Source organism: Nostoc commune NIES-4072, from assembly GCF_003113895.1.
Taxonomy (GTDB): Bacteria; Cyanobacteriota; Cyanobacteriia; order Cyanobacteriales; family Nostocaceae; genus Nostoc; species Nostoc commune.
The window spans coordinates 2,045,390-2,065,044 of the sequence record NZ_BDUD01000001.1; the positions used below are offsets into that span (position 1 = coordinate 2,045,390).

The following is a 19,655-nucleotide window of genomic DNA, read 5'->3' on the forward strand; positions in this document are numbered from 1 at the left end:
GCTCCTTTCGAGGTGTTCTTCTCTGCGAAAGAATCATAATCAACGCATAGTTTACCGCAGTGGTTGATAGGCTGTAATCAAAAGGCTACATAACTTCAAACAATGTAATGAGCACCCTTGATAAGTGGTTTTGCGAGATCGTCCCTATTACTTATTAATTAGCAACATCATAAAAGCGTATTTACCCTGACTTACCATAATGAGGTTGAATCGTAAAGATAGATGAAATAAAAGTCCATCTAAAAGGCTAGTACCACAAGGCGGAAGTTAAAAGCCAAAAATAAAAAGTCAAAAGTATTATGGAATAAGCTCTCTAGGGATTTTAAGTGGTTACTCTATTTCCGTTGTGGTGTACTAGATATAGAAATTATGTATGGTATTTATTGATTAGCAACTATGGCAATCCTAAATCAGTTGTGAAAATTACTATATCTATGGAGTTTTTTCAAGTCAAAAATTTGACATCCTTGACATATAGCTTTTGGTTCCACAGGTTCATATTGAAGATGAGTTAGTCAAAGATGTTTGGTGTGGCTTCTTAGTGCAGGGTTAGATCAAAATGAAAATCTACTCTCAACGACTTTGTTTAGAACCACTAGAACCGGATCATGCCGAACTGCTTTTTGATGGACTACAAAGTGCTAGGATATACGACTTTATCGAAGATGTGCCGCCACAAAGCGTTGTATCGCTTCGCGATCGCTACATGGTGTTGGCGCGTCGTCAATCACCAGATGGAACAGAGATTTGGTTGAATTGGGCTGTCTGGTGTTTTGTAGAGAAATGCTACGTTGGATATGTTCAAGCAACAATTACTGTAAACAAGAGTGCAATCATTGCGTATGTGTTTTTTCCTAATTCATGGGGAAAAGGTTATGCACGCGAAGCGGTGACGTGTATGATTAATTATTTAGTTGAGACATACCAAAATCTGGATTTTTGTGCTTACGTTGATCTCCAAAATCATCGTTCTATTGCTTTATTACATAATTTGGGATTTGTACGCTCGACTGTTTCTCAAAATGTTGAGTCCAACCAAGATGAATTTAAACACGAAGTACAATACCGAAAATGCTAATATAGCGGTTCTCAATTGCATGGAACACAGCAATGTTTATTGGTGTTAACTTCAACTAAAATTCCTTTAAAACCTCATTTCCAGCTTCTGGCTTCTGCCGCAAGTCTTGAAGCGGCAGCCCTCCCATCAAGCATTCCCAGTTAGAGACTAGGAACGAGAGAAACGAGAGAATCCATAAAAACTGTATATTTAACTTTTTAAATCTGACAAACTCATAATTTTTACTTTTCTACCTTAGAGAATTTCTGAAATTGCAAATTCATCAGTTATAGAAGCAATTTGTACTGGGATCTTTGCTTCATTAACTATCACTTCCAGTTGTTCTTCTGAATGTTTGGCATCAGGCAATTTATCTTTTGTATACTCACTTTCTCGGATTTGTCGAGCGATACTTTCTAGCAGCCAAAGTTGTTCTTCCACAGACAAAGCACGGACGGAGCGCTCAATTTCTAGTAAATTTGGTGATATCATTTTGTTTCTGATTCTAAGCGGTACGTATTTTTCCAAGATATTATATTCAGTGTATCTGCTTAAGCTAGAGCATCGCACATCCCCCATCATTTTCTCCAAGTTTATCTTTTCACAAATCACAAGAGATTGCTATAAATAACCAAAAGCCAGTTTGATGACTTTTTAATTAGGTTAGGACTTACGCAAAAATTGCTAAAAAGCTTAATTTCTCGAACCGCCAAGACGCCAAGAGCGCCGAGAATTCGTAGAGTGTGCGTAAGTCCTATAGGTATTACTGCTGAAGCAGAATGTACGCTAAACTGGCTACATGAATTACGAAACAGCTCGGAAACTCCTCATAGATCAGACAAGCACAACCGAGGAAAACCCAGATGCGCTGTTGACGCGTATGAAACAGGGAAAACCACCGGTACCCGGTCAGATCACCTCGATTTTGTTGGCGTTGAAAGTGGTGTTTGAAGCCCTCAAAGATGCAAAGAGCCTAGACCGAGAACTGGCTTTGACCCTTTTCCAGTTAAGCATTAAGGCGCAACAGCTGTTTGCCGCAGGGCGTAAAGCCGGGGTTGATTGGCCGCCACTACTAAAGGAAGATTTACTACGAATTTCCTTAGCATCTGAAAGTATCTTTTCGGGTACATGGCAAACTCTTGCTCCTATAGGGTTGGGGAAGTTGTAGAATACCAATTCAGTCATTTTTAATAAGAAGGGATGAGTGAGATAAGGGGAATAAGCAATACCCAATGCCCAATGCCCTATTCCCAATGCCCATTACCTAATTTGGAGTTCCCTTTCTAACTTGTCTAGATCAGTTTTGAGCAAAATCGTCATTTGACCAGTAAAAGCTTTGCCAGTCTTAGGTTGGGCAATTTCCACCCAGTATACATAGCGATCGCCTACTCGTAATTCTCCCTTTAAAGCTTCCCGAATTGGAGTTTTGGCAAGACGCGCCGAGTTAACTACCTTTTCGTTGGGATACTCGTACACCACTTGGGCGCGATCGTAATCTTGATAAATCTCTAAGCCATAAATCACCCGCAAAGATTCCTGGAGACGCGTAAATGTCATGCCGTTAATGGCATCATACATGGCAATGCGCTCACTCCGAATTGTGCTACGGTCTTTGGAAAACTCTACCCTACCGGGAGGCAATACCGATGCTTGAAAAGTGAATCGTTGAGCAGCTGTATCAGTCTTTTGCACAAATAATTGCTCCCCACTCCTGGGACGGAGTGTGGGATGTGCTTTAATCCAAGTGCCTACTTCCTCTGTACTTTGCCCTGGTAAAGCATTGGCTTGAGAATCAAAAAGCGTTCCCACACACAGCCAGGGCACTAGAGAAAAAGGCAAAATCAAACAGTTAAGCAGAGATTTTTTGAGCATTTTGCTGTTGAGGGTTTTCATGGAAATTTCCCCGTTAGAGAGTAACCATAGTCTTCCCGTTTTTCAGCAAGATTCTTTCAAGCGTCAACCCAACTTAATACATTAAAGAGACTTAATACTGTTTGTTTGTGAAGCTGTATATAATTATGATTTTTTAACGCAAAGGTACGCAAAGGTTGGCGCAGAGTTACGCAGAGTTTTTTGTCTATAAATCATTAAGTGCATATTTATATTAAATCGACTATGTAAAATAGATAAATCATAACATCACTCAAAGATTATTAAGCATTGTACTTTCTCTGCCGTTTTACTGGATTCATCCACACTTCTAAACGACTAAATGCTTGGGAAGAAAGTAAAGTCAAACATAAATAAACCAATGCCACAGCCGCATAAATTTCAAAAGCGCGATAGTTATTGGCAACAATTAACTGTCCTTTGCGAAACAATTCTTCAAAACCAATCACTGCAACTAAACTTGTATCTTTCAACAAACTAATAAATTCATTACCTAAAGGTGGAATCATCCGTCGGAAAGCCTGGGGAAAAATTATATAACTCATTGTTTGTACAGGACTCAAACCTAATGACTGTGCCGCTTCTGCTTGTCCTGGTTCAATTGATTGAATCCCCGCACGAACAACTTCGGCAATGTAGGCGGCACTATTCAAACTTAAAGCAATTACCCCAGCAGTTAAGCGATCAAAACTAAATGTCAAACCAAGTTCTTGCAAAATTGCAGGTAATCCAAAGTAAATCATAAAAATTTGCACTAATAAAGGTGTTCCCCGGAAAAAATCTACATACGCCCTCGCCACCCAACGCACAGGTGCAATATGAGAAAGGCGGACAATACCAATCAGGGAACCACCAATTAAACCAAACACTACAGAAAGTATCGTCAATTGCAACGTTACCAACGCACCTTGTAATAAAGTTGGAAAAGCTTGCAAAATCACGCCAAATGAGGTAAATATTTTAGGCGAATTAGTATTATTTTGCTCCTCAAATAGTGATTTAGCTGGTAATGATGGCGGTTCAACTTTAAACCATTTCTGGTAAATTTGGGAATAAGTGCCATTTTTCAGCACCCTATCCAAACCATCATTTATCAATGCCAAATTCGGCGAGTTTTTCGGTGTAGCAATTCCATAAAACTCCTCCGTCAGCAATTTTTGTACTATTTTAATTCCCTGAAGATTGCCTGTATTAATAGCATATACAGTCATAGGTGCATCATTAATTACTGCATCCACATTACCATTGAGCAATTCTTGCAAGGCTATGGGCGCAGAATCAAAGCTGCGAATTTGCGCCCCAGGAATACTTTTAGCCTTTCCAGCCCCAGTTGTACCAATTTGTACAGCAATTTTTTTATTTTTGAGACTGTCAAAACCAGTAATATCTTGATTGTCTGCACGAATTGCGATCGCTAACCCAGATTTAAAATAAGGACGGGAAAAAGAAATAGTCTTCGCCCTCTCCTCTGTAATCGTGATCGAACTAATCGCTGCATCTACCGTTTTGGCTCCTAAAGCTGAGATAATGCCATCAAAAGGCAGACTTTTAAAATTGAATTTAAAGTTAGCAGCAACCGCGATCGCATTCATCACCTCAACAGAAAAACCTTGTAACTCACCACTTTCTTTTTGAAACTCAAAAGGTGGAAACGTCGGATCAGTAGCAATTTGCAGAGTTTTTCCCGCGCTAGAGTTCACAGCACAGCCAGCTAGTAACAAACAGCTAAAACCTACAACCACACACCAGCGCACAAAACCAAATTTAACCATATTATTTCTCGCCCTCCGCGCTCTCTACGCCTCTGCGGTAGCCGTGCATCTACCTTAAAACCTTACAATCAACTGTAGAGTAGTTTGACACAAGTAATGAACAATACCATCCCTGCCATTATTTTTGACAATATCGAAAAAAACTTTGGTTCCCTCAAAGTTCTCAAAGGAATCACAGGCGAAATCAATCGGGGAGAAGTCGTTGCAGTTATTGGTTCCTCCGGCTGTGGTAAAAGTACCCTACTGCGCTGCTTTAACCGCCTAGAAACCATTGACAAAGGGCGTTTAATAATCAACGGAATTAACTTATCTAGGCCTACTCTCAACTATAGCCAAGTGCGGCAACTACGAACACAAGTAGGTATGGTGTTTCAACAGTTCAACCTGTTTCCCCATCTCAGCGTCTTAGAAAATATGACGCTGGCCCCTCAGAAAGTCTTGGGTAAAACACCGAAAGAAAGCGCCCAACTAGCGAGGTTATATCTCGAAAAAGTTGGCTTATCTGAAAAAGCCTCTGCTTATCCCGAACAACTTTCTGGTGGACAAAAGCAACGAGTAGCGATCGCTCGTAGTTTATGTATGAATCCCCAAATCATGTTATTTGACGAACCCACCAGCGCCTTAGATCCTGAACTCGTAGGCGAAGTTTTGCAAGTGATGCAACAATTGGCATCTGAAGGAATGACAATGGTAATTGTCACCCATGAAATGCAATTTGCAAAAGAAGTAGCCAATCAGGTGATATTTTTAGACAACGGTATTGTGACAGAACAAGGCCCAGCCTATGAACTGCTGACCAATCCGCAAAGCGATCGCCTACGTCTTTTCCTCAGTCGCCTTCAAATAATTCGTAATTAAAGACTTTCTTTAAACTCCCCACTCCCCACTATTCAAAGATACTCACGCAAGAAATCAAAGGGATCATCTTCCCAACAAGGTTCAGGTATCAGCCAAAACAAACTACTGTGGATGTCGGCTTCAATTTCATCAACGTCATCTCTATCAAATAGTTCTATCAAAGCTGTCCAATCACGTTCTCTCAAAGACGTTAAAGATGGGGGATATACCTGGAGATTATTTGAGTAATTCACGCGAAAAGTTGTGGTTGACAGCCGTAAAAATTTAGTATAGAAATTTGTAAATAATCAGATTTTAGCTTTGACAACCTTAATTAAATAGTGATTTTTATCCTATTAAATATGGGCTACCCTCATCAGTGTCTCACAATTTAAGTAGGAATGCTATAGTATTTGTTACATAATTACAAGCTTAATTTACTCAGACCCGAAAAATCCTCAAGGCTGCGACTCGACTAATTCCACACCAAAGACTTCAGCAAAGGACTGTGCTATATAAAAACGCACTTCTTCGCAGGTGATACCTGGAATCCATTCGGCTAAACTGCCTACAGGTTTATCAGAAATACCGCAGGGTACAATGCGCTCAAAGCCTGTCATATCTGGACAAACATTTAATGCAAAGCCGTGCATGGTAATCCAACGACTGACTTTAATACCAATAGCCGCAACTTTTCGCCCTTGTAACCAAACGCCAGTAAAAGCCGGAATTCTTTCTCCTTGCAACCCATAAACTGTCAACATGCGAATTATGACTTCTTCGAGTTCGCGTAAATACCAATGGAGGTCTTTACGATAACGTTGCAGATTTAAAATTGGATACCCCACCAATTGACCGGGACAATGGTAAGTAACCTCGCCGCCCCGTTCAATTCGATGCACATCATATTGACCTTTGTCAATGTCAAATTTGAGAAAATCTAAGTTGCTTCCTTGTCCCAAAGTGTAGACGGGTGGATGTTCTAGCAAAATTAACACGTCGTCTAGGCTAGGATTATGGATACGCTCAGTCAAGAGCGATCGCTGCCATCCATGAGCTTCTAAGTAAGGCATTAATCCTTGGTTATACAGCAAACAACGGTTTTTGTGTGGTTCCATACTATGGATTATGCCAAAAATCAACAGCATTAAGGGCGAAATATATTTCAACTTACAGGATTAGAGTCAAAGAATGTCAAGATTTGCAAAGGATTTTAAAGGAAAGTCAAGGGAACATGCATTAGAAAATACAAAGTGCTAGCTTGAATATACAACCTCAATAATAGGTTTTTAGGAGGAATTCTCTGCAATAAGCATCATGCCGAGACGATAAAGACGAATGTACCGGCTGATGACTCTCATAACATTAGTTTGCATTTCAAATAGAATCAAATTGCCACAAAGACTTGTATTATTGAACAATAGAAAGCAAAGTTCAACCGAACACAGAAGGAGCAACTATCAACAGTTCTGTAAGCGTTGTTTTAACAATGCTAAATTTTCCTCACCAAAGAATTCTAGGTGGATATCCAATTGGATATCAGCGCAGAGATGAAGAGGAAAATCAAGGGTATAATGAGCGATAACCCAGGTGCAATAAGCTTAGACACAGCTTACCAGCAGTACATAGAAAAAGTTCACAATTTGTTTTGGCGGGAGTAATGAACCTTACCGCAATTTCTTTTCATACAAAGCAAATTCACACATTAAATATTCAGTGGGAGAGTTTACATGAAGCTTGTCATCCACGGCAAAAATATTGAAATCACCGATGCGATTCGGGAATATGTACATCAAAAGATTGAAAAAGCAGTTAGTCACTTCCAGAGCATTACAAATGAAGTAGATGTGCATCTTAGCGTAGCCCGTAATCCTCGAATTAATACAAGACAAGCGGCTGAAGTAACTATTTACGCTAATGGTAGCATTATCCGTGCCGAGGAAAGCAGCGAAAACCTCTATGCCAGCATTGACTTAGTTGCAGATAAAATTGCCCGTCAACTGCGGAAATACAAAGAACGGCGTCAAGACCATAAAACTCAGTCTCAACCAGAAGAAGTTGTTGTTGTAGAATCGGTAGTTACAGATTTAATTGGCGATCGCACCCCCGAATTACCCAACGAAGTCGTTCGCACCAAATATTTTTCCATGCCGCCGATGACTCTTGCAGAAGCCCTAGAACAACTACAACTCGTAGGGCATGACTTTTATATGTTCCGCAATTCTGAAACTGGAGAGATTAATGTAATTTACGAACGCAACCACGGCGGTTATGGCGTGATCCATCCCCGTAATGCTAACGGCCATACTAACGGCAAGAACGGTAAAGCAACCCACGCCAATATTGTGATGCAGGAAAAGTTGCATTCTAAATAAGGGAATGGGGCATGGGGCATAGGGCATAGGGAATGGGGAGATGAGGGAGAAAGAACCAATGCCCAATGCCCAATGCCCAATGCCCAATGCCCATTTCCCTATTTTGCAATCTGTTGCAAAGTTTTCAGTGCTTCCTCAACGTGACCTTTAAAGTTAAACATTGAATCAAAGACGTATTGCACAACTCCTTGTTGGTTAATAACGTAAGTAACGCGACCAGGGAATAAGCCAAAGGCTGCTGTTGCGCCATATAGCTTCCGTACTTGGTCGCCTTTGTCAGTTAACAGCGTAAAAGGTAGATTGTATTTCGTAGCAAATCGTTGGTGAGATTCGATAGAGTCAGCACTGACGCCGATAACTTCAGCGCCAGCGCTTTTAAAGACTTCATACTGATCTCGGAAGGCGCAAGATTCAGCCGTGCATCCGGGTGTGTCATCTTTGGGGTAAAAATATAGGACAACATTTTTGCCGCGAAAATCTTGGAGGCTAATTGTTGAGCCGTTTTGAGCAGGTAAAGTGAAATTAGGAGCAGTATCTCCAACTTTTATTGGCATAACAAGTTGTGGTGATTATTTAACAAAATTTTACCTTGTATCTAAGTTTATAAATTTTGCTTGATTACTTGCATCAAGCGGGGTAGCTTATTACAGCTTTGCGTAAAATCGTAGCGTTTTTAATGCAAAGGGACGCGTTGGCATTGTTAGTCGATGCGTTGGCATTGTTAGTCGATACATTGGCATTGTTAGCCGATGCGTTGGCATTGTTAGCCGATGCGTTGGCATTGTTAGTCGATGCGTTGGCATTGTTAGCCGATGCATTGGCATTGTCAAATTTAATTTGCTACGAATTAATGAAATGCTGTACTTAGATACTCATCTAACAGAAAATTCCGCTTATGCGCCTGATTTCACTGGATGTTTTTCGCGGCATTACCATCGCTGCGATGATTCTCGTCAATATGGCGGGGGTCGCAGATGATGTATATCCTCCCTTAGCACACGCTGATTGGCACGGTTGCACACCAACTGACTTGGTATTCCCTTTCTTTCTGTTTATTGTCGGTGTAGCAATGACTTTCTCGCTATCAAAGTACACCGAAGATAAGAAACCAACCTCAGCTGTTTACTGGCGCATCTTACGCCGCTCCGCCATTCTCTTTGGCTTGGGATTGCTACTAAATGGCTTTTGGAATCAAGGTATTTGGACTTTTGACTTGAGTAGTATCCGCATTATGGGAGTGTTGCAACGCATCAGCATTACCTATCTGCTGGCTTCCTTAATAGTTCTCAACCTTCCGCGCAAAGGTCAATGGATACTGGCATCTGTGCTACTTATCGGCTACTGGCTAATAATGATGTACGCACCAGTACCAGAATATGGCGCAGGAGTGCTGACACGAGAAGGTAATTTTGGCGCTTATGTTGACCGTTTGATTATTCCCAAAGCACATCTATATAAAGGTGATAGTTTCAACTATATGGGAGATCCAGAAGGAATGTTCAGTACTATTCCTGCGATAGTAAGCGTCCTCGCTGGCTACTTTACTGGTCAATGGATACGCAGTCAATCTGTACAGTCACGCACAAGTATCGGGTTAGCATTATTTGGAGTTGGTTGTTTAATTATCGGTTGGGCATGGGGGTGGATATTCCCCATCAACAAAAAGCTGTGGACAAGTTCTTATGTAATCTTTACTAGCGGTTGGGCGTTACTTTTGCTAGCCGCTTGTTATGAACTCATCGAAGTCAGGGCGAATCGTCGCTGGAGTAAACCTTTTGAAATTATGGGCTTAAATGCGATCGCACTTTTCGTTCCATCCGTTTTATTGATTAAAATCTTAGTGAAAACCACTATCGGCACAGGCAAAGATGCTCCCAGTACCTACAATTGGATTTACCAGAATTTTTTCGCATCTTGGGCAGGAGTTTTAAATGGTTCCCTATTATTTGCCCTAGTCACCGTGTTGTTGTGGTGGGCTGTTGGTGTACTGATGTATCGCCAACGCTGGTTTTTGAAAGTGTAAATTTGCAAGCAGGCATCAGAAAATGAAAAAAATTTTGTTGTTATTTACATTTTAGTATTATCGAGGTTACAAAATGCCACAGAAGCGTTTGCAGATTTATTTTGTTTAATTCACTCAAACTATTAATCCACAGAAAATTTTAAAGTGTCTGGTGTTGCTTATGGAACTCACAAATTATATAGAACAATTTGTGTAATTAATTACGCTGATGGGTATAGGGATAAATAATCGCCGTTGGGCAGTGACGACAAATACTGAAGATTTTGAATTATTGTACTTAAAAGCAGGCATAATAAATTAAATTTTTTTTGTACTTTACGTTTCAGTGTTAGATAGGTTACAACAGGTATTAAGTAACCCTTTTTTAACACTCAAGGAACAAAGACGTTCGCAGCGTTATCTATACTCTTGATCAACTCATTTCCCTTCTTGTTAGGGGAATGATCCAAGTTCTGATGTCTGACAATTCTGAATAAAGAAGCGTCTCCAAACTTCTGTGTGTGTTGAAAATTATTATTTCTTCTAATTCACTAAATTAATTCATAGAAAAAATTGTGAGGTAATGAATGCATCGCATTAAATTTTGGGTACTTTTGCCAGTAGCCCTGATATTCGGTTGCTCAAATCAACTGTTGCAATCTAACCCATCTGTGGCAAACTCTAACCCAGCAGTAGTTAAACCTAGCACTCCAACTTTATTAGCAAAAGCAAGTTATCTTTCACCACTGGAACAACAGGTAATTGTTGAAACAAATAAGGTACGAACAAATCCTAAATCATATCTCCCGATTTTGGAAAACTATAGAAAGCGCTTTGAGGGGAACCGAGTCAAAATTTCTAATAATACCTATTTGCGAACTCAAGAAGGAGTCAAAGCAGTTGATGAAGCGATCGCATTTTTGAAATCAGCACGTCCTGTAGGGGCGTTGAGTGCATCTAAAGGTATGTCTTTAGGAGCAAAAGACCATGTTAAAGACCAAGGCCCAAAAGGTGCTACAGGTCATAATGGTAGCGATGGTAGCAACCCCTTTACTCGCATCAACCGCTATGGTAGATGGCAAACAACCGCAGGCGAAAATATTAGTTATGGCCCAAACACCGCCCAAGATATCGTCATGCAGTTAATTATTGATGATGGTGTGCGCGATCGCGGTCATCGAACAAACATTTTTAACGGCGCTTTTAAAGTATCTGGTGTTGCTTATGGAACTCACAAATTATATAGAACAATTTGTGTAATTGATTACGCAGGAGGGTATAGGGAAAAAACATAAACGTGATACCAATTGCAAAAAAGAATGCGACAAATAGACCATTTGTAGAGACGCGATTCATCGCGTCTCGATTCATCGCGTCTCGATTCATCGCGTCTCGATTCATCGCGTCTCGATTCATCGCGTCTCGATTCATCGCGTCTTTACCCAAGGATGTGTTGCAATCTGTCCCTCTCCGAGTCGGAGAGGGAAAGGTCTTTTTATAACCATTGCTGACTGTAAAAGCGAAATGATCGACTATTCCCCTGCAACCCAAGCACCATGAAATCCATAAGGCACTCGTTGAGGAATTATCACCCGCGCTACAGGTTCAGCAGTCACATCTTGGGCATTCACCACTACTAATTCTGAAGTATCTGAACCCTCATCGTGGACGAAAGTCATCAGCCAACCATCATCCTCAGCCGTTGCACCAGGACGCGGTGCAAACACAGCTTCACCGCTATAGCGCCCCTGTCCAAATTCGTGGGTTTGGGATTGTCCATTGCTGAAGTCGTACTTAATAATACCTTCAAATAAAGGTAGGGGATTATTCGCCATTTTGTTAGTGTAACCATATCGGGTTTGTCTTCCCAACAGGTTTTCGTTGACGCCGGGAAATTCTGAAGCTACATCGTCCAACGTCTCCTCACGCACTGTCCCCGTGTTGAGGTTAAATCGCCAGCGATATAAGCGCGGGATATTTCCTTCTGGGTCGGGTTGCGAATCGCTAGAAATCAACACAGTAGTAGAATTCATGCGACAGGCAATAAGCACTACTTCATCTCCGTCTTCGTAAGCGTTGAGGGTGTGGAAGACATAGCAAGCGGGACTCTCAAACCATCGGATATTACTGTTGTTACCGTGACGTGGTAAAATGCCGAAGCGACTAGAGCGATCGCGCTCAAACATCATTACAGGTTCTCCCCGTTGCGCTCTTTCTGGGTTAATAGTCAACGGCAAATCCATAAAAATGGTGTAGTTTTCAGTAATGGCGAAATCATGCATCATCACCCCCATTGGCAGGTCAATTGGCACTGTCCACAACAATTCGCCTTGTGCTGAAACCACACTATATTGCAGGTACGGTGGCGCAAACACAGAGTAGCCAAAGAACATCATTTCGCCCGTCACTGCATCTACCTTGGGATGGGCTGTGAAGGCTGAAACCAGCTTGCCATTGTAGTTATACTCGCCAATAGTATCTAATTCAGGAAGCTTGATAGCGTAAGGTTTACCTCCCTCATTCAGCGCCAACATCTGGCCAGCGTGCCACACCAAGGCAGTATTGGCAGTATTTTTGTAGCCAGCGTAGGGGCTATCCATTTGTGGTGGTTCTAAAAATCCACTCCAGAGAGCCTTACCTGCAATTCGTTCTTTTTTCCATCCGACTGTCTGGACGTAACGGTTGCGATAAGTAGCTACGCCGTTGCTAATTTGCACACCATGCAACATCCCATCCCCATCAAACCAATGATATTCACCGATGGGTTTCCATTGAGGGTTAGGGCCATTTCGAACAAACATCCCTGATAAGTCAAAGGGTAATTCACCAATAACTGGCAACTTGTCGGTGGTGATTTCTTCACGGATTGGAGCAAAATTGCGATCAAGATAAGGATTGATTGCTGTTGTTACCATTGCCTTGATTTATCAGAGTTACAGAAAAACGAGCTAGAGCCAACGGCTTCCTCTTTTTGAGATGCTAGCGCAAAGGTTCTGTGAAAACGCCCTATAGGATAATTTTGAGCCTGTGGACATATCTATAGGACTTACGCACACTCTACGAATTCTCGGCGCTCTTGGCGTCTTGGCGGTTCGAGAAATTAAGCTTTTTAGCAATTTTTGCGTAAGTCCTAATCTAAATAGAAGATAGGCATCATCCGAAACAAGCCGGTTGAAACAGGAATCTCCGTCGTTTTAATGCTAGGGAGTATCAATGAATCTGATAATTTGATGCATAAGGCTTTTGGTGACTGATAACATTGAGCGCTATCTTCAACCAATCAATATAAGTCTGTTCTCTTCGGATCACCAACTCCAGCACCAGCCTTTGCATTACTTGCTCACGGTTGGCAGACTCATCACCAAGTGATGGCAAATCAATGATTTCACATTCAGCAAGCTTTTTAGTTCGAGCCGCCAATTGTTGCTCCAGCAGGTAAATGATGGTTTCATTCGGTAACTGATCTGCAAAATGCAACTGGGCAAGCATTGGTTCTCGGATAGTTGGCAAAGGCTGATGAGTCCCAAGCCATCGGGCGAATTCGGCTTTTCCTGACTCCGTTACGCTGTAGACTTTGCGGTTGGGGCGATCGCGCCCAATCTCAATTGTACAGGTAATCCAGCCTTGCTCAACTAGCTTATCGAGAGTTCTGTAAATTTGTGCCTGGTCTGCCGGCCACAAATGGGCAATGCATTGATCAAAGCAGTTCGTTTTCAGGTCATAGCCCGTCATTTCCTGCTGCTGAAGAAGACCTAGAATTACGTATGCTAGCGACATTAAGACAGTTTTCCCATAATTGATATTTTCTCGATAGGTTCCACACTATGTACTTCTTATAAGTTTATGCTAATATATGAGTAATCAAATATAAGATACAACAGTTATAAAAAGATATGTTGATTGTCATGCGTCTTAACAAGGAAACCGAATACATGAACTGAGGTTGGGCAGATAGCTAATGATGCTGTTTGCACAAGACAGTGAGGAAGTGGCGATGTATGTTGAGTGCCGCTCCCGTAAACCTGCGGGGATCTTGCTACGCCATCATTAGATATGCTCCTCATCGCTAGCGTATGACTCAACAAACTAGTTGTTCGCTACAGTCTATTCGTGATGAATACTGACGCAGCAATCATTTAAGCCATTCAAGACTATCGTAACGAAAGGATGGGTAACATTGACTTCTAATACACTTTCACAAAGAATTCGTCAACATCAATATCTGCGTGATTTACGAAATAAATTACTCCACCTTCACAAGATGTTGCTGGATACAGAACGCATTGCCTACGAACAGGTTAGTGGACGAGTATCAAGTGGAGAACTTCTTCAGCTAGTTATCGCTCATGAACAATTTGCTTGGCTACATCGCATTTCCGAGATGGTTGTGCAAGTTGATGAAATGCTCGAAGCAGATGAACCGATCGCAATAGAGGATTTTGAAAAGTTGATTGCTGATGTCCGCACGTTGATTATACCGTTAGAGACGGGCAATACCTTCGAGAGAAAGTATTACAACGCTCTCCAGCGCGAACCTGCTGCCGTGTTGGCACATGCAGAAATATCAAGATTTCTCACGTCTAAGGTTTAAGGTAGCCTTGTAAAGGCGACATGGCAAGACTTGGGGCTTAAGCCCCAAGTTCTGGAATAACCTCTCATATCGTTTATGACAAAGGTTTGGCTTCGATGTACCTTTGTACAGCGAAGCTTTGTTCAGGAGTGCTGAGTGCTGAGTGCTGAGTAACCCCATAGATAAATCTAGGGGATTGAAGTAAGGACGCATTATTTCTCGTGCTACGCATCTCGAAATAAATCTTTTTTGTTTTTCCATACCGCATGCTGGGGCTTCAAACCTTTTGTGCTGAGTGCGCTTATTACTTTTTTACTCAGCACTCGTTACTCAGCACTCAGCACTGTTTCGGTGATCGTTGAAAAAGGGTTGGGGCAAATCATCCCAATACAATAACCTTTCGTGAAAATCTGGAATACTTGCGGCGGAATCGTCAGCGTTGATTCAGGAAAATGGTTGCTTTTGTCTGGCGTTGGTTTCAATAATTTAGGTAATCTGCATCGGCTGCATTACCCGCCTGCGATTGAAATCCCAGATTGCAACACATCCTTGGGTAAAGACGCGATGAATCGCGTCTCTACAAATGGTCTATTTGTCAATTGCGATCGCAGCGTGGCAATCTCAAACCTTACCATTGCGATCGCAACATCTGCCGTTGAGATTTATTTCCCCTGTCTCCGTTGTTTAACAGCATAGCCGTAGGGCAAAGCCCAGTTTGGTTCTTCATCCAAATGGGAACGCGCATGAATCGACCAATATGGATCGCGGAGCATTTCTCGACCAATGAGAACTAAATCCGCACATCCACGAGTAATTACTTGGTTAGCATACTCAGCCTCCTTTATCATCCCTACAGCCCCAGTCCTAATCCCAGCCTCTTCTCGGATTTTGGCAGCAAAAGGCACTTGATAACCTGTCTGCACGGGAATCCTGGCATGAGGGACTAAGCCTCCTGTGGAAACGTCGATTAAATCAACGCCTAATTCCTTTAGTTCACGCGATAATATCACTGACTGCTTGAGATCCCAGCCTCCCTCTACCCAGTCGGTAGCAGAGAGGCGCACAAAAAGCGGCATCCCGGTTGGCAGAATCTCTCGGATTCGTCTTGTAACCTCCAGTAACAAACGCATTCGGTTCTCCAACGAACCACCGTAACGATCTGTTCGTTGATTACTTAGCGGCGAAAGAAAAGAATGCAGTAGATATCCATGAGCCGCGTGGATTTCGATAATCTGAAACCCCGCTTGAACGGCACGCTGCGCTGTGGCAACAAAGGCTTCAATCACTTCTTCAATCCCAGCTTCATCGAGGGGTATGGGAACGGGGCCGCCTTCTTGAAACGGGATTGGGCTTGGGCCAATTACAGGCCAACCGCCTTCTTCAGGTGTTAATGGTGTACCACCCAGCCAGGGAACATTGCAACTCGCCTTTCGTCCAGCATGGGCTAATTGAATTCCTGCGATCGCTCCTTGCTCACGAAGGAAACGGACAATCCTAGCTAGTGGCTCGATGTGCATGTCGTCCCAAAGACCAAGATCGCCGGGGGTAATTCGCCCTTGGGCTGTCACGGCTGTAGCTTCGACTACAATCAGATGAGTACCTCCAGTAGCCCGACTCCCCAAATGGACAAAATGCCAATCATTTGCGAATCCATTTTCTGCCGAATATTGGCACATTGGTGACATTGCGATGCGATCGGGCAGGGTAATATCTCGAATTTTCAGTGGACTAAACAAGTCCACTTCCGGTACATCTGAATCGTGCAGACTTGTTGATTGACAACCGGGAGAATCTATGAATTCTAATTCGGTCTGAGCTGGAGATGATGGCAAGGTACTTAATTTCTCTGTAGTCATGCTGTTACTTTTCTGTGCTTTGTGGACTAAAAGCCGTGTCCTTTATTAGCTCGTCAAAATCAATTCTAGATAGGGAGTTTCAGATATTGGGTGTCTGATTTTTTGTCACTTCCCAAACGATTTTTAACTAATTCCCATAATTTCCCATCCCTCTATAGTGTAGAGATGTAAAGAACTTCCAAATAAAAATATCCCATTACAAAGGAACAACGGGGATAAGGAGAACAAGGTAAAATTTTCTTCCTCATTTCCCTCTGCCTTCCCTGCTCCCCCTATGGTGTACACACAAGTCGGAAATAGTAGTCTGTCAAGGAATAATTGATGAGTACATTCTCTGTAGAGACGGCGATTTATCGCGTCTCTTTAACATGTCAGTCTTTTAGACGCGATAAATCGCGTCTCTACATGAGGGCTTTCTGGCTTATCCCAAGCGTACTAGGATAAAACTGGATCTGATTTCGTAGCCTGCTTCCCTTATAGCCCTGCAAACCACTCATAGCCCTGATCTTCCCAATAGCCTTTACGAGGTAACAAATTGCTGACGAATGTAATTTGAGTTACCCACTTACTTTGCTTGTAGCCCAGTTTAATTGGGGATGCTAGGCGTATGGGCGCACCATTATCAACTGATAAAGGTTGTCCATTCTTTTGATAAGCCATGAGAGTTTGGGGATGTACAGCAGAGGCAAGATCCCAGCTTTCATAGTAGCCATCAGCAGATTTAAAGTAGACATAGCGGACGTTTGACTTCGGCTGTACTAGTGCTACCAAGTCTCTTAATCGCACACCCCCCCATTGAGCGATCGCAGCCCAGCCTTCAACACACACATGGCGAATTACCATTGAAGTCAGGGGAAGTTTTTGAATATCTGCCATGCTCAATTGCATCGGATTACTAACCTCGCCATCTATTTTCAGGCGAAACTGTGCTGGATCGATTTGCGGCGTGAAGTCAAAGGTATTAATCAGTAATTTGTCTGGTTCTATGGCACTAACAGGAAATTCTGGAACTGGTTTTTGACTTAGCAGGAGTGCTTCAAGACTTTGATTTAGTGGCTCAGATATTTGCCGCAGATTATCTGAGAATAAACTTGTCCCACAGCCACCTAAAAGAAAACCCACCCCTGAAAGTCCAGATACTTGCAGTAACCGACGACGGGATAGGGTGCGTTTGGGAAGAATCAGACTCATATTACCTCTACAGGAACATAGACTTAACTAGACGGATGCTTCCTACCTTCAGGGCAAGTAAAGAATGAGCAATTGTAAACAGTATGACTGTAGGAACAGTGATAAAGTGAACAGTGCGTAGAGTTTGCCAATTACCAAACAGCCCGGAAAGCCAATACAGTTGAGCAGGTTTGTACATCGCCAGACCACTCAAGATTGCCAGCAGCAGCACTGGAATAATAGCAGTATAGACTAGCCGATGCCATGCGTAGTTTTTGCGCTTTGGGTTCTGGCTGACTTGCAATGCTTTTAAGTCACCGCCATCGGCAAAGCGACGCTGCCAACGACGAGTTATAAAAATATAAAATCCATACCAAAGTAAGTTCAGCGAAAACAGCCACATAGCAGCAAAATGCCAATGTCTGCCACCCGCTAACCAACCTCCTAGCAGCAGAAAGTCAGGAAACTGCCAACCTGCACGCCCTCCAAATACCGGATTGGCATTATAGATTTGCAGTCCGCTAGCGATCATTAAAATGAGACTGATGATATTAATCCAGTGAAAGGTTTTTGATAGAAAAGTCTGACTTGGTGTTGACCGGACTTTGCGTTTAGATGAAATCATACCAATTTTGGATTTTGAATTTTGGATTTTAGATTTTTAGATTGTTCCCAGTTAGACTTTCGGATTGGGTCTTGTAATCCAAAATCTAAAATTGGCACGTTTTAGAGAGGTTGAGTAGGAAAAAATGGAGCCAGCCAAAGTTGTACCCGGACATCCCAACCGAGAAGAATAGCAATTGCTGTGGCCACGATCGCTACACCACCAATCCTCTGCAACGCTGCACTATGGGAGCGAAGATTAAGGATTCGTTGGCTTAGTACTCGCCCACCGTAGGCGATCGCTAAAAGAGGCAAACCTGCTCCAATTCCATAAGCAAGCAGTAGCCAAAATGCATTTATGACTTGATGATTAACTGCTGCTAGGACTAAAATACCTCCCAAAACTGGCCCAGCACAGGGAGTCCATAAAAGTCCCAATTGAGTACCTAACCAAAATTCTCCCATAAGTCCGATTCGCGGGGGTTTCTTAGCCCAATTGCCGACCGGAAAATAAGAAAATATTCGGTAACTCCAGGTGGGAAAAATTGTGAGTAATCCTAAAAAGAAAAGGAGTGCGATCGCGCCATTCCGTAGTAAATTAGCCAAGCCTGTAAACCAGCTTGCTGTGACACCGAGTAAACTACCAGCCAGTGCAAAACCAGTGATTAACCCCCCTAACAGTGCTATTGGGCCGTAGATGTGGGATTGGAGCGATCGCCCCAATAGTACAGGCAAAATTGGTAAAACACAGGGTGAAAGCACATTCAGAACGCCCCCCAGTAAAGCCAGACTGATTGACAAACTAGAAGTTGTCATAATTCCTTCTACCCCAATAGCTGGCGGATAGTTTGCTCTATTTTTTCGTATGCCCCTTCACCAATATGGTCATATTGTAGTAAACCTTGGCGATCGGCTAAAAACGTATGGGGCCAATACTGATTTTCGTAAGCGTTCCAGGTTTTGTACTCGTTATCAACCGGAACTGGATAAGTAATTTGGTGTTGTCGTAGTGCCTTTTTTATATTGTTTGCGTCTCGCTCAAAGGCAAACTCTGGTGTGTGGATGCCAATCACCTTGAGTCCCTGCGACTCATACTGTCGATGCCATCTAGTAATGTAGGGCAGAGTACGCTGGCAGTTAATACAAGCAAAAGTCCAAAACTGTATTAGAACAACACTGCCTTTGAGGTCAGCAATCGACAAAGGAGTAGAATTAAGCCACTGACTAATACCCTGAAACTCTGGCAGACTCTTACCTGCCGGAGTTTTAATTGTAATAGTTTTCAAGTCTTGCGTATTATTACTTTTTGCAGGAGAAATAGAAGGGGCATCTATTTTTCTGAAGTTGGAAAATGTTGTGGTTGCACCGATTCCGACAACCCCCAATCCAAGATAAAAAAGCAACTGACGCCGACGAAGTAGGTTGTGATTCATCAGAATTTCTCCTGTTGAGGTCAAAGTGCCAAAGTATAAGGATTGGATCAAGATTTTCTTGGTAAGCAGCCCCTATACTTAGTACAAGAA

22 protein-coding genes and 1 pseudogene are annotated in these 19,655 nt (G+C 42.4%); 10 read left to right on the plus strand and 13 right to left on the minus strand.

All coding sequences use genetic code 11. The features are described from left to right. Window positions 1-559 precede the first annotated feature (559 nt). Window positions 560-1,078, plus strand: a complete 519-nt coding sequence (locus CDC33_RS09195; protein ID WP_109008222.1) for a GNAT family N-acetyltransferase — start codon at window positions 560-562, stop codon at window positions 1,076-1,078. Window positions 1,079-1,312: 234 nt separating this feature from the next. Here CDC33_RS09195 and CDC33_RS09200 read toward each other — a convergent pair whose 3' ends face one another. Then, a complete protein-coding gene (locus tag CDC33_RS09200; RefSeq protein WP_109008223.1) occupies window positions 1,313-1,549 on the minus strand; it encodes a hypothetical protein in 237 nt (78 codons plus the stop codon). Window positions 1,550-1,856: 307 nt separating this feature from the next. Here CDC33_RS09200 and CDC33_RS09205 point away from each other — a divergent pair, with 307 nt between their 5' ends. Further along, entirely contained in the window at window positions 1,857-2,225 is a 369-nt protein-coding gene (locus CDC33_RS09205; RefSeq protein ID WP_109008224.1) for a Dethiobiotin synthetase, read from the plus strand. A 92-nt stretch (window positions 2,226-2,317) separates the two neighbouring features. Here CDC33_RS09205 and CDC33_RS09210 read toward each other — a convergent pair whose 3' ends face one another. Together CDC33_RS09210 and CDC33_RS09215 are read right to left on the minus strand one after the other, a co-directional pair. Then, the gene (locus tag CDC33_RS09210) at window positions 2,318-2,929 is read right to left on the minus strand and encodes a hypothetical protein (protein WP_109012507.1); all 612 of its coding nucleotides are present in this window, start codon (window positions 2,927-2,929) and stop codon (window positions 2,318-2,320) included. 281 nt (window positions 2,930-3,210) lie between these two features. Then, window positions 3,211-4,719 (minus strand): ABC transporter permease subunit, encoded by a 1,509-nt coding sequence (locus CDC33_RS09215; RefSeq protein ID WP_109008225.1) that lies wholly within the window; start codon window positions 4,717-4,719, stop codon window positions 3,211-3,213. A gap of 96 nt (window positions 4,720-4,815) precedes the next feature. Between CDC33_RS09215 and CDC33_RS09220 the strand changes: the two genes are divergently transcribed. Next, window positions 4,816-5,577 carry an amino acid ABC transporter ATP-binding protein gene (locus CDC33_RS09220; protein ID WP_109008226.1) on the plus strand — a complete coding sequence of 254 codons (762 nt, stop codon included), beginning with the start codon at window positions 4,816-4,818 and terminating at the stop codon, window positions 5,575-5,577. Between the two features lie 32 nt (window positions 5,578-5,609). Here the strand turns inward: CDC33_RS09220 and CDC33_RS09225 are convergent, their stop codons facing one another. Both CDC33_RS09225 and lipB read right to left on the minus strand, forming a co-directional pair. After that, window positions 5,610-5,810 carry a hypothetical protein gene (locus CDC33_RS09225; RefSeq protein WP_109008227.1) on the minus strand — a complete coding sequence of 67 codons (201 nt, stop codon included), beginning with the start codon at window positions 5,808-5,810 and terminating at the stop codon, window positions 5,610-5,612. A gap of 204 nt (window positions 5,811-6,014) precedes the next feature. Next, window positions 6,015-6,686 (minus strand): lipoyl(octanoyl) transferase LipB, encoded by a 672-nt coding sequence (gene lipB, locus CDC33_RS09230; protein ID WP_181374211.1) that lies wholly within the window; start codon window positions 6,684-6,686, stop codon window positions 6,015-6,017. A gap of 600 nt (window positions 6,687-7,286) precedes the next feature. Between lipB and hpf the strand changes: the two genes are divergently transcribed. After that, entirely contained in the window at window positions 7,287-7,931 is a 645-nt protein-coding gene (gene hpf, locus CDC33_RS09235) for a ribosome hibernation-promoting factor, HPF/YfiA family (RefSeq protein WP_109008228.1), read from the plus strand. 98 nt (window positions 7,932-8,029) lie between these two features. Here hpf and CDC33_RS09240 read toward each other — a convergent pair whose 3' ends face one another. Continuing rightward, on the minus strand, window positions 8,030-8,485 hold the full coding sequence (locus tag CDC33_RS09240) for a peroxiredoxin (RefSeq protein WP_109008229.1): 456 nt from the start codon (window positions 8,483-8,485) through the stop codon (window positions 8,030-8,032). Window positions 8,486-8,607: 122 nt separating this feature from the next. Here CDC33_RS09240 and CDC33_RS38505 point away from each other — a divergent pair, with 122 nt between their 5' ends. The 4 genes and pseudogenes from CDC33_RS38505 to CDC33_RS09260 all read left to right on the plus strand — a co-directional run bounded on the left by CDC33_RS38505 (window position 8,608) and on the right by CDC33_RS09260 (window position 11,228). Continuing rightward, a complete protein-coding gene (locus tag CDC33_RS38505; RefSeq protein ID WP_219930008.1) occupies window positions 8,608-8,799 on the plus strand; it encodes a hypothetical protein in 192 nt (63 codons plus the stop codon). A 27-nt stretch (window positions 8,800-8,826) separates the two neighbouring features. Continuing rightward, window positions 8,827-9,954, plus strand: coding sequence for an acyltransferase family protein (locus tag CDC33_RS09250; RefSeq protein WP_109008230.1), 1,128 nt, complete (start codon window positions 8,827-8,829; stop codon window positions 9,952-9,954). Window positions 9,955-10,092: 138 nt separating this feature from the next. Next, a pseudogene (locus tag CDC33_RS40280) lies at window positions 10,093-10,182 on the plus strand (CAP domain-containing protein); the annotation flags it as partial. Window positions 10,183-10,520: 338 nt separating this feature from the next. Then, window positions 10,521-11,228: a CAP domain-containing protein gene (locus CDC33_RS09260; protein WP_109008231.1), complete on the plus strand. Its 708-nt coding sequence runs from the start codon at window positions 10,521-10,523 to the stop codon at window positions 11,226-11,228. A 237-nt stretch (window positions 11,229-11,465) separates the two neighbouring features. Here the strand turns inward: CDC33_RS09260 and CDC33_RS09265 are convergent, their stop codons facing one another. Both CDC33_RS09265 and CDC33_RS09270 read right to left on the minus strand, forming a co-directional pair. Then, window positions 11,466-12,848 carry a carotenoid oxygenase family protein gene (locus tag CDC33_RS09265; protein ID WP_109008232.1) on the minus strand — a complete coding sequence of 461 codons (1,383 nt, stop codon included), beginning with the start codon at window positions 12,846-12,848 and terminating at the stop codon, window positions 11,466-11,468. Between the two features lie 295 nt (window positions 12,849-13,143). Further along, window positions 13,144-13,710 carry a PadR family transcriptional regulator gene (locus tag CDC33_RS09270; RefSeq protein ID WP_109008233.1) on the minus strand — a complete coding sequence of 189 codons (567 nt, stop codon included), beginning with the start codon at window positions 13,708-13,710 and terminating at the stop codon, window positions 13,144-13,146. Between the two features lie 400 nt (window positions 13,711-14,110). Here CDC33_RS09270 and CDC33_RS09275 point away from each other — a divergent pair, with 400 nt between their 5' ends. Both CDC33_RS09275 and CDC33_RS09280 read left to right on the plus strand, forming a co-directional pair. Next, window positions 14,111-14,524 carry a hypothetical protein gene (locus CDC33_RS09275; protein WP_181373946.1) on the plus strand — a complete coding sequence of 138 codons (414 nt, stop codon included), beginning with the start codon at window positions 14,111-14,113 and terminating at the stop codon, window positions 14,522-14,524. Window positions 14,525-14,905: 381 nt separating this feature from the next. After that, on the plus strand, window positions 14,906-15,199 hold the full coding sequence (locus tag CDC33_RS09280; protein ID WP_109008235.1) for a hypothetical protein: 294 nt from the start codon (window positions 14,906-14,908) through the stop codon (window positions 15,197-15,199). Here the strand turns inward: CDC33_RS09280 and CDC33_RS09285 are convergent. The 5 genes from CDC33_RS09285 to CDC33_RS09305 all read right to left on the minus strand — a co-directional run bounded on the left by CDC33_RS09285 (window position 15,166) and on the right by CDC33_RS09305 (window position 19,565). Further along, window positions 15,166-16,359, minus strand: a complete 1,194-nt coding sequence (locus CDC33_RS09285; protein ID WP_109008236.1) for an NADH:flavin oxidoreductase/NADH oxidase — start codon at window positions 16,357-16,359, stop codon at window positions 15,166-15,168. The genes CDC33_RS09280 and CDC33_RS09285 overlap by 34 nt on opposite strands. Window positions 16,360-16,833: 474 nt before the next feature. Next, window positions 16,834-17,550 (minus strand): molybdopterin-dependent oxidoreductase, encoded by a 717-nt coding sequence (locus CDC33_RS09290; protein WP_109008237.1) that lies wholly within the window; start codon window positions 17,548-17,550, stop codon window positions 16,834-16,836. A 7-nt stretch (window positions 17,551-17,557) separates the two neighbouring features. Then, a complete protein-coding gene (locus tag CDC33_RS09295; RefSeq protein WP_109008238.1) occupies window positions 17,558-18,154 on the minus strand; it encodes a cytochrome b/b6 domain-containing protein in 597 nt (198 codons plus the stop codon). 101 nt (window positions 18,155-18,255) lie between these two features. After that, entirely contained in the window at window positions 18,256-18,948 is a 693-nt protein-coding gene (locus CDC33_RS09300) for a cytochrome c biogenesis CcdA family protein (protein WP_109008239.1), read from the minus strand. Between the two features lie 8 nt (window positions 18,949-18,956). After that, window positions 18,957-19,565 carry a thioredoxin family protein gene (locus tag CDC33_RS09305; RefSeq protein WP_109008240.1) on the minus strand — a complete coding sequence of 203 codons (609 nt, stop codon included), beginning with the start codon at window positions 19,563-19,565 and terminating at the stop codon, window positions 18,957-18,959. Window positions 19,566-19,655: the final 90 nt, after the last annotated feature.

Coding starts and splice junctions, on each gene's coding strand:
- CDC33_RS09195 (WP_109008222.1), top strand. CDS start 560: ATGAAAATCTACTCTCAACGACTTTGTTTAGAACCACTAGAACCGGAT.
- CDC33_RS09200 (WP_109008223.1), bottom strand. CDS start 1,549: ATGATATCACCAAATTTACTAGAAATTGAGCGCTCCGTCCGTGCTTTG.
- CDC33_RS09205 (WP_109008224.1), top strand. CDS start 1,857: ATGAATTACGAAACAGCTCGGAAACTCCTCATAGATCAGACAAGCACA.
- CDC33_RS09210 (WP_109012507.1), bottom strand. CDS start 2,929: ATGCTCAAAAAATCTCTGCTTAACTGTTTGATTTTGCCTTTTTCTCTA.
- CDC33_RS09215 (WP_109008225.1), bottom strand. CDS start 4,719: ATGGTTAAATTTGGTTTTGTGCGCTGGTGTGTGGTTGTAGGTTTTAGC.
- CDC33_RS09220 (WP_109008226.1), top strand. CDS start 4,816: ATGAACAATACCATCCCTGCCATTATTTTTGACAATATCGAAAAAAAC.
- hpf (WP_109008228.1), top strand. CDS start 7,287: ATGAAGCTTGTCATCCACGGCAAAAATATTGAAATCACCGATGCGATT.
- CDC33_RS09240 (WP_109008229.1), bottom strand. CDS start 8,485: ATGCCAATAAAAGTTGGAGATACTGCTCCTAATTTCACTTTACCTGCT.
- CDC33_RS38505 (WP_219930008.1), top strand. CDS start 8,608: ATGCAAAGGGACGCGTTGGCATTGTTAGTCGATGCGTTGGCATTGTTA.
- CDC33_RS09250 (WP_109008230.1), top strand. CDS start 8,827: ATGCGCCTGATTTCACTGGATGTTTTTCGCGGCATTACCATCGCTGCG.
- CDC33_RS09260 (WP_109008231.1), top strand. CDS start 10,521: ATGCATCGCATTAAATTTTGGGTACTTTTGCCAGTAGCCCTGATATTC.
- CDC33_RS09265 (WP_109008232.1), bottom strand. CDS start 12,848: ATGGTAACAACAGCAATCAATCCTTATCTTGATCGCAATTTTGCTCCA.
- CDC33_RS09270 (WP_109008233.1), bottom strand. CDS start 13,710: ATGTCGCTAGCATACGTAATTCTAGGTCTTCTTCAGCAGCAGGAAATG.
- CDC33_RS09285 (WP_109008236.1), bottom strand. CDS start 16,359: ATGACTACAGAGAAATTAAGTACCTTGCCATCATCTCCAGCTCAGACC.
- CDC33_RS09290 (WP_109008237.1), bottom strand. CDS start 17,550: ATGAGTCTGATTCTTCCCAAACGCACCCTATCCCGTCGTCGGTTACTG.
- CDC33_RS09295 (WP_109008238.1), bottom strand. CDS start 18,154: ATGATTTCATCTAAACGCAAAGTCCGGTCAACACCAAGTCAGACTTTT.
- CDC33_RS09300 (WP_109008239.1), bottom strand. CDS start 18,948: ATGACAACTTCTAGTTTGTCAATCAGTCTGGCTTTACTGGGGGGCGTT.
- CDC33_RS09305 (WP_109008240.1), bottom strand. CDS start 19,565: ATGAATCACAACCTACTTCGTCGGCGTCAGTTGCTTTTTTATCTTGGA.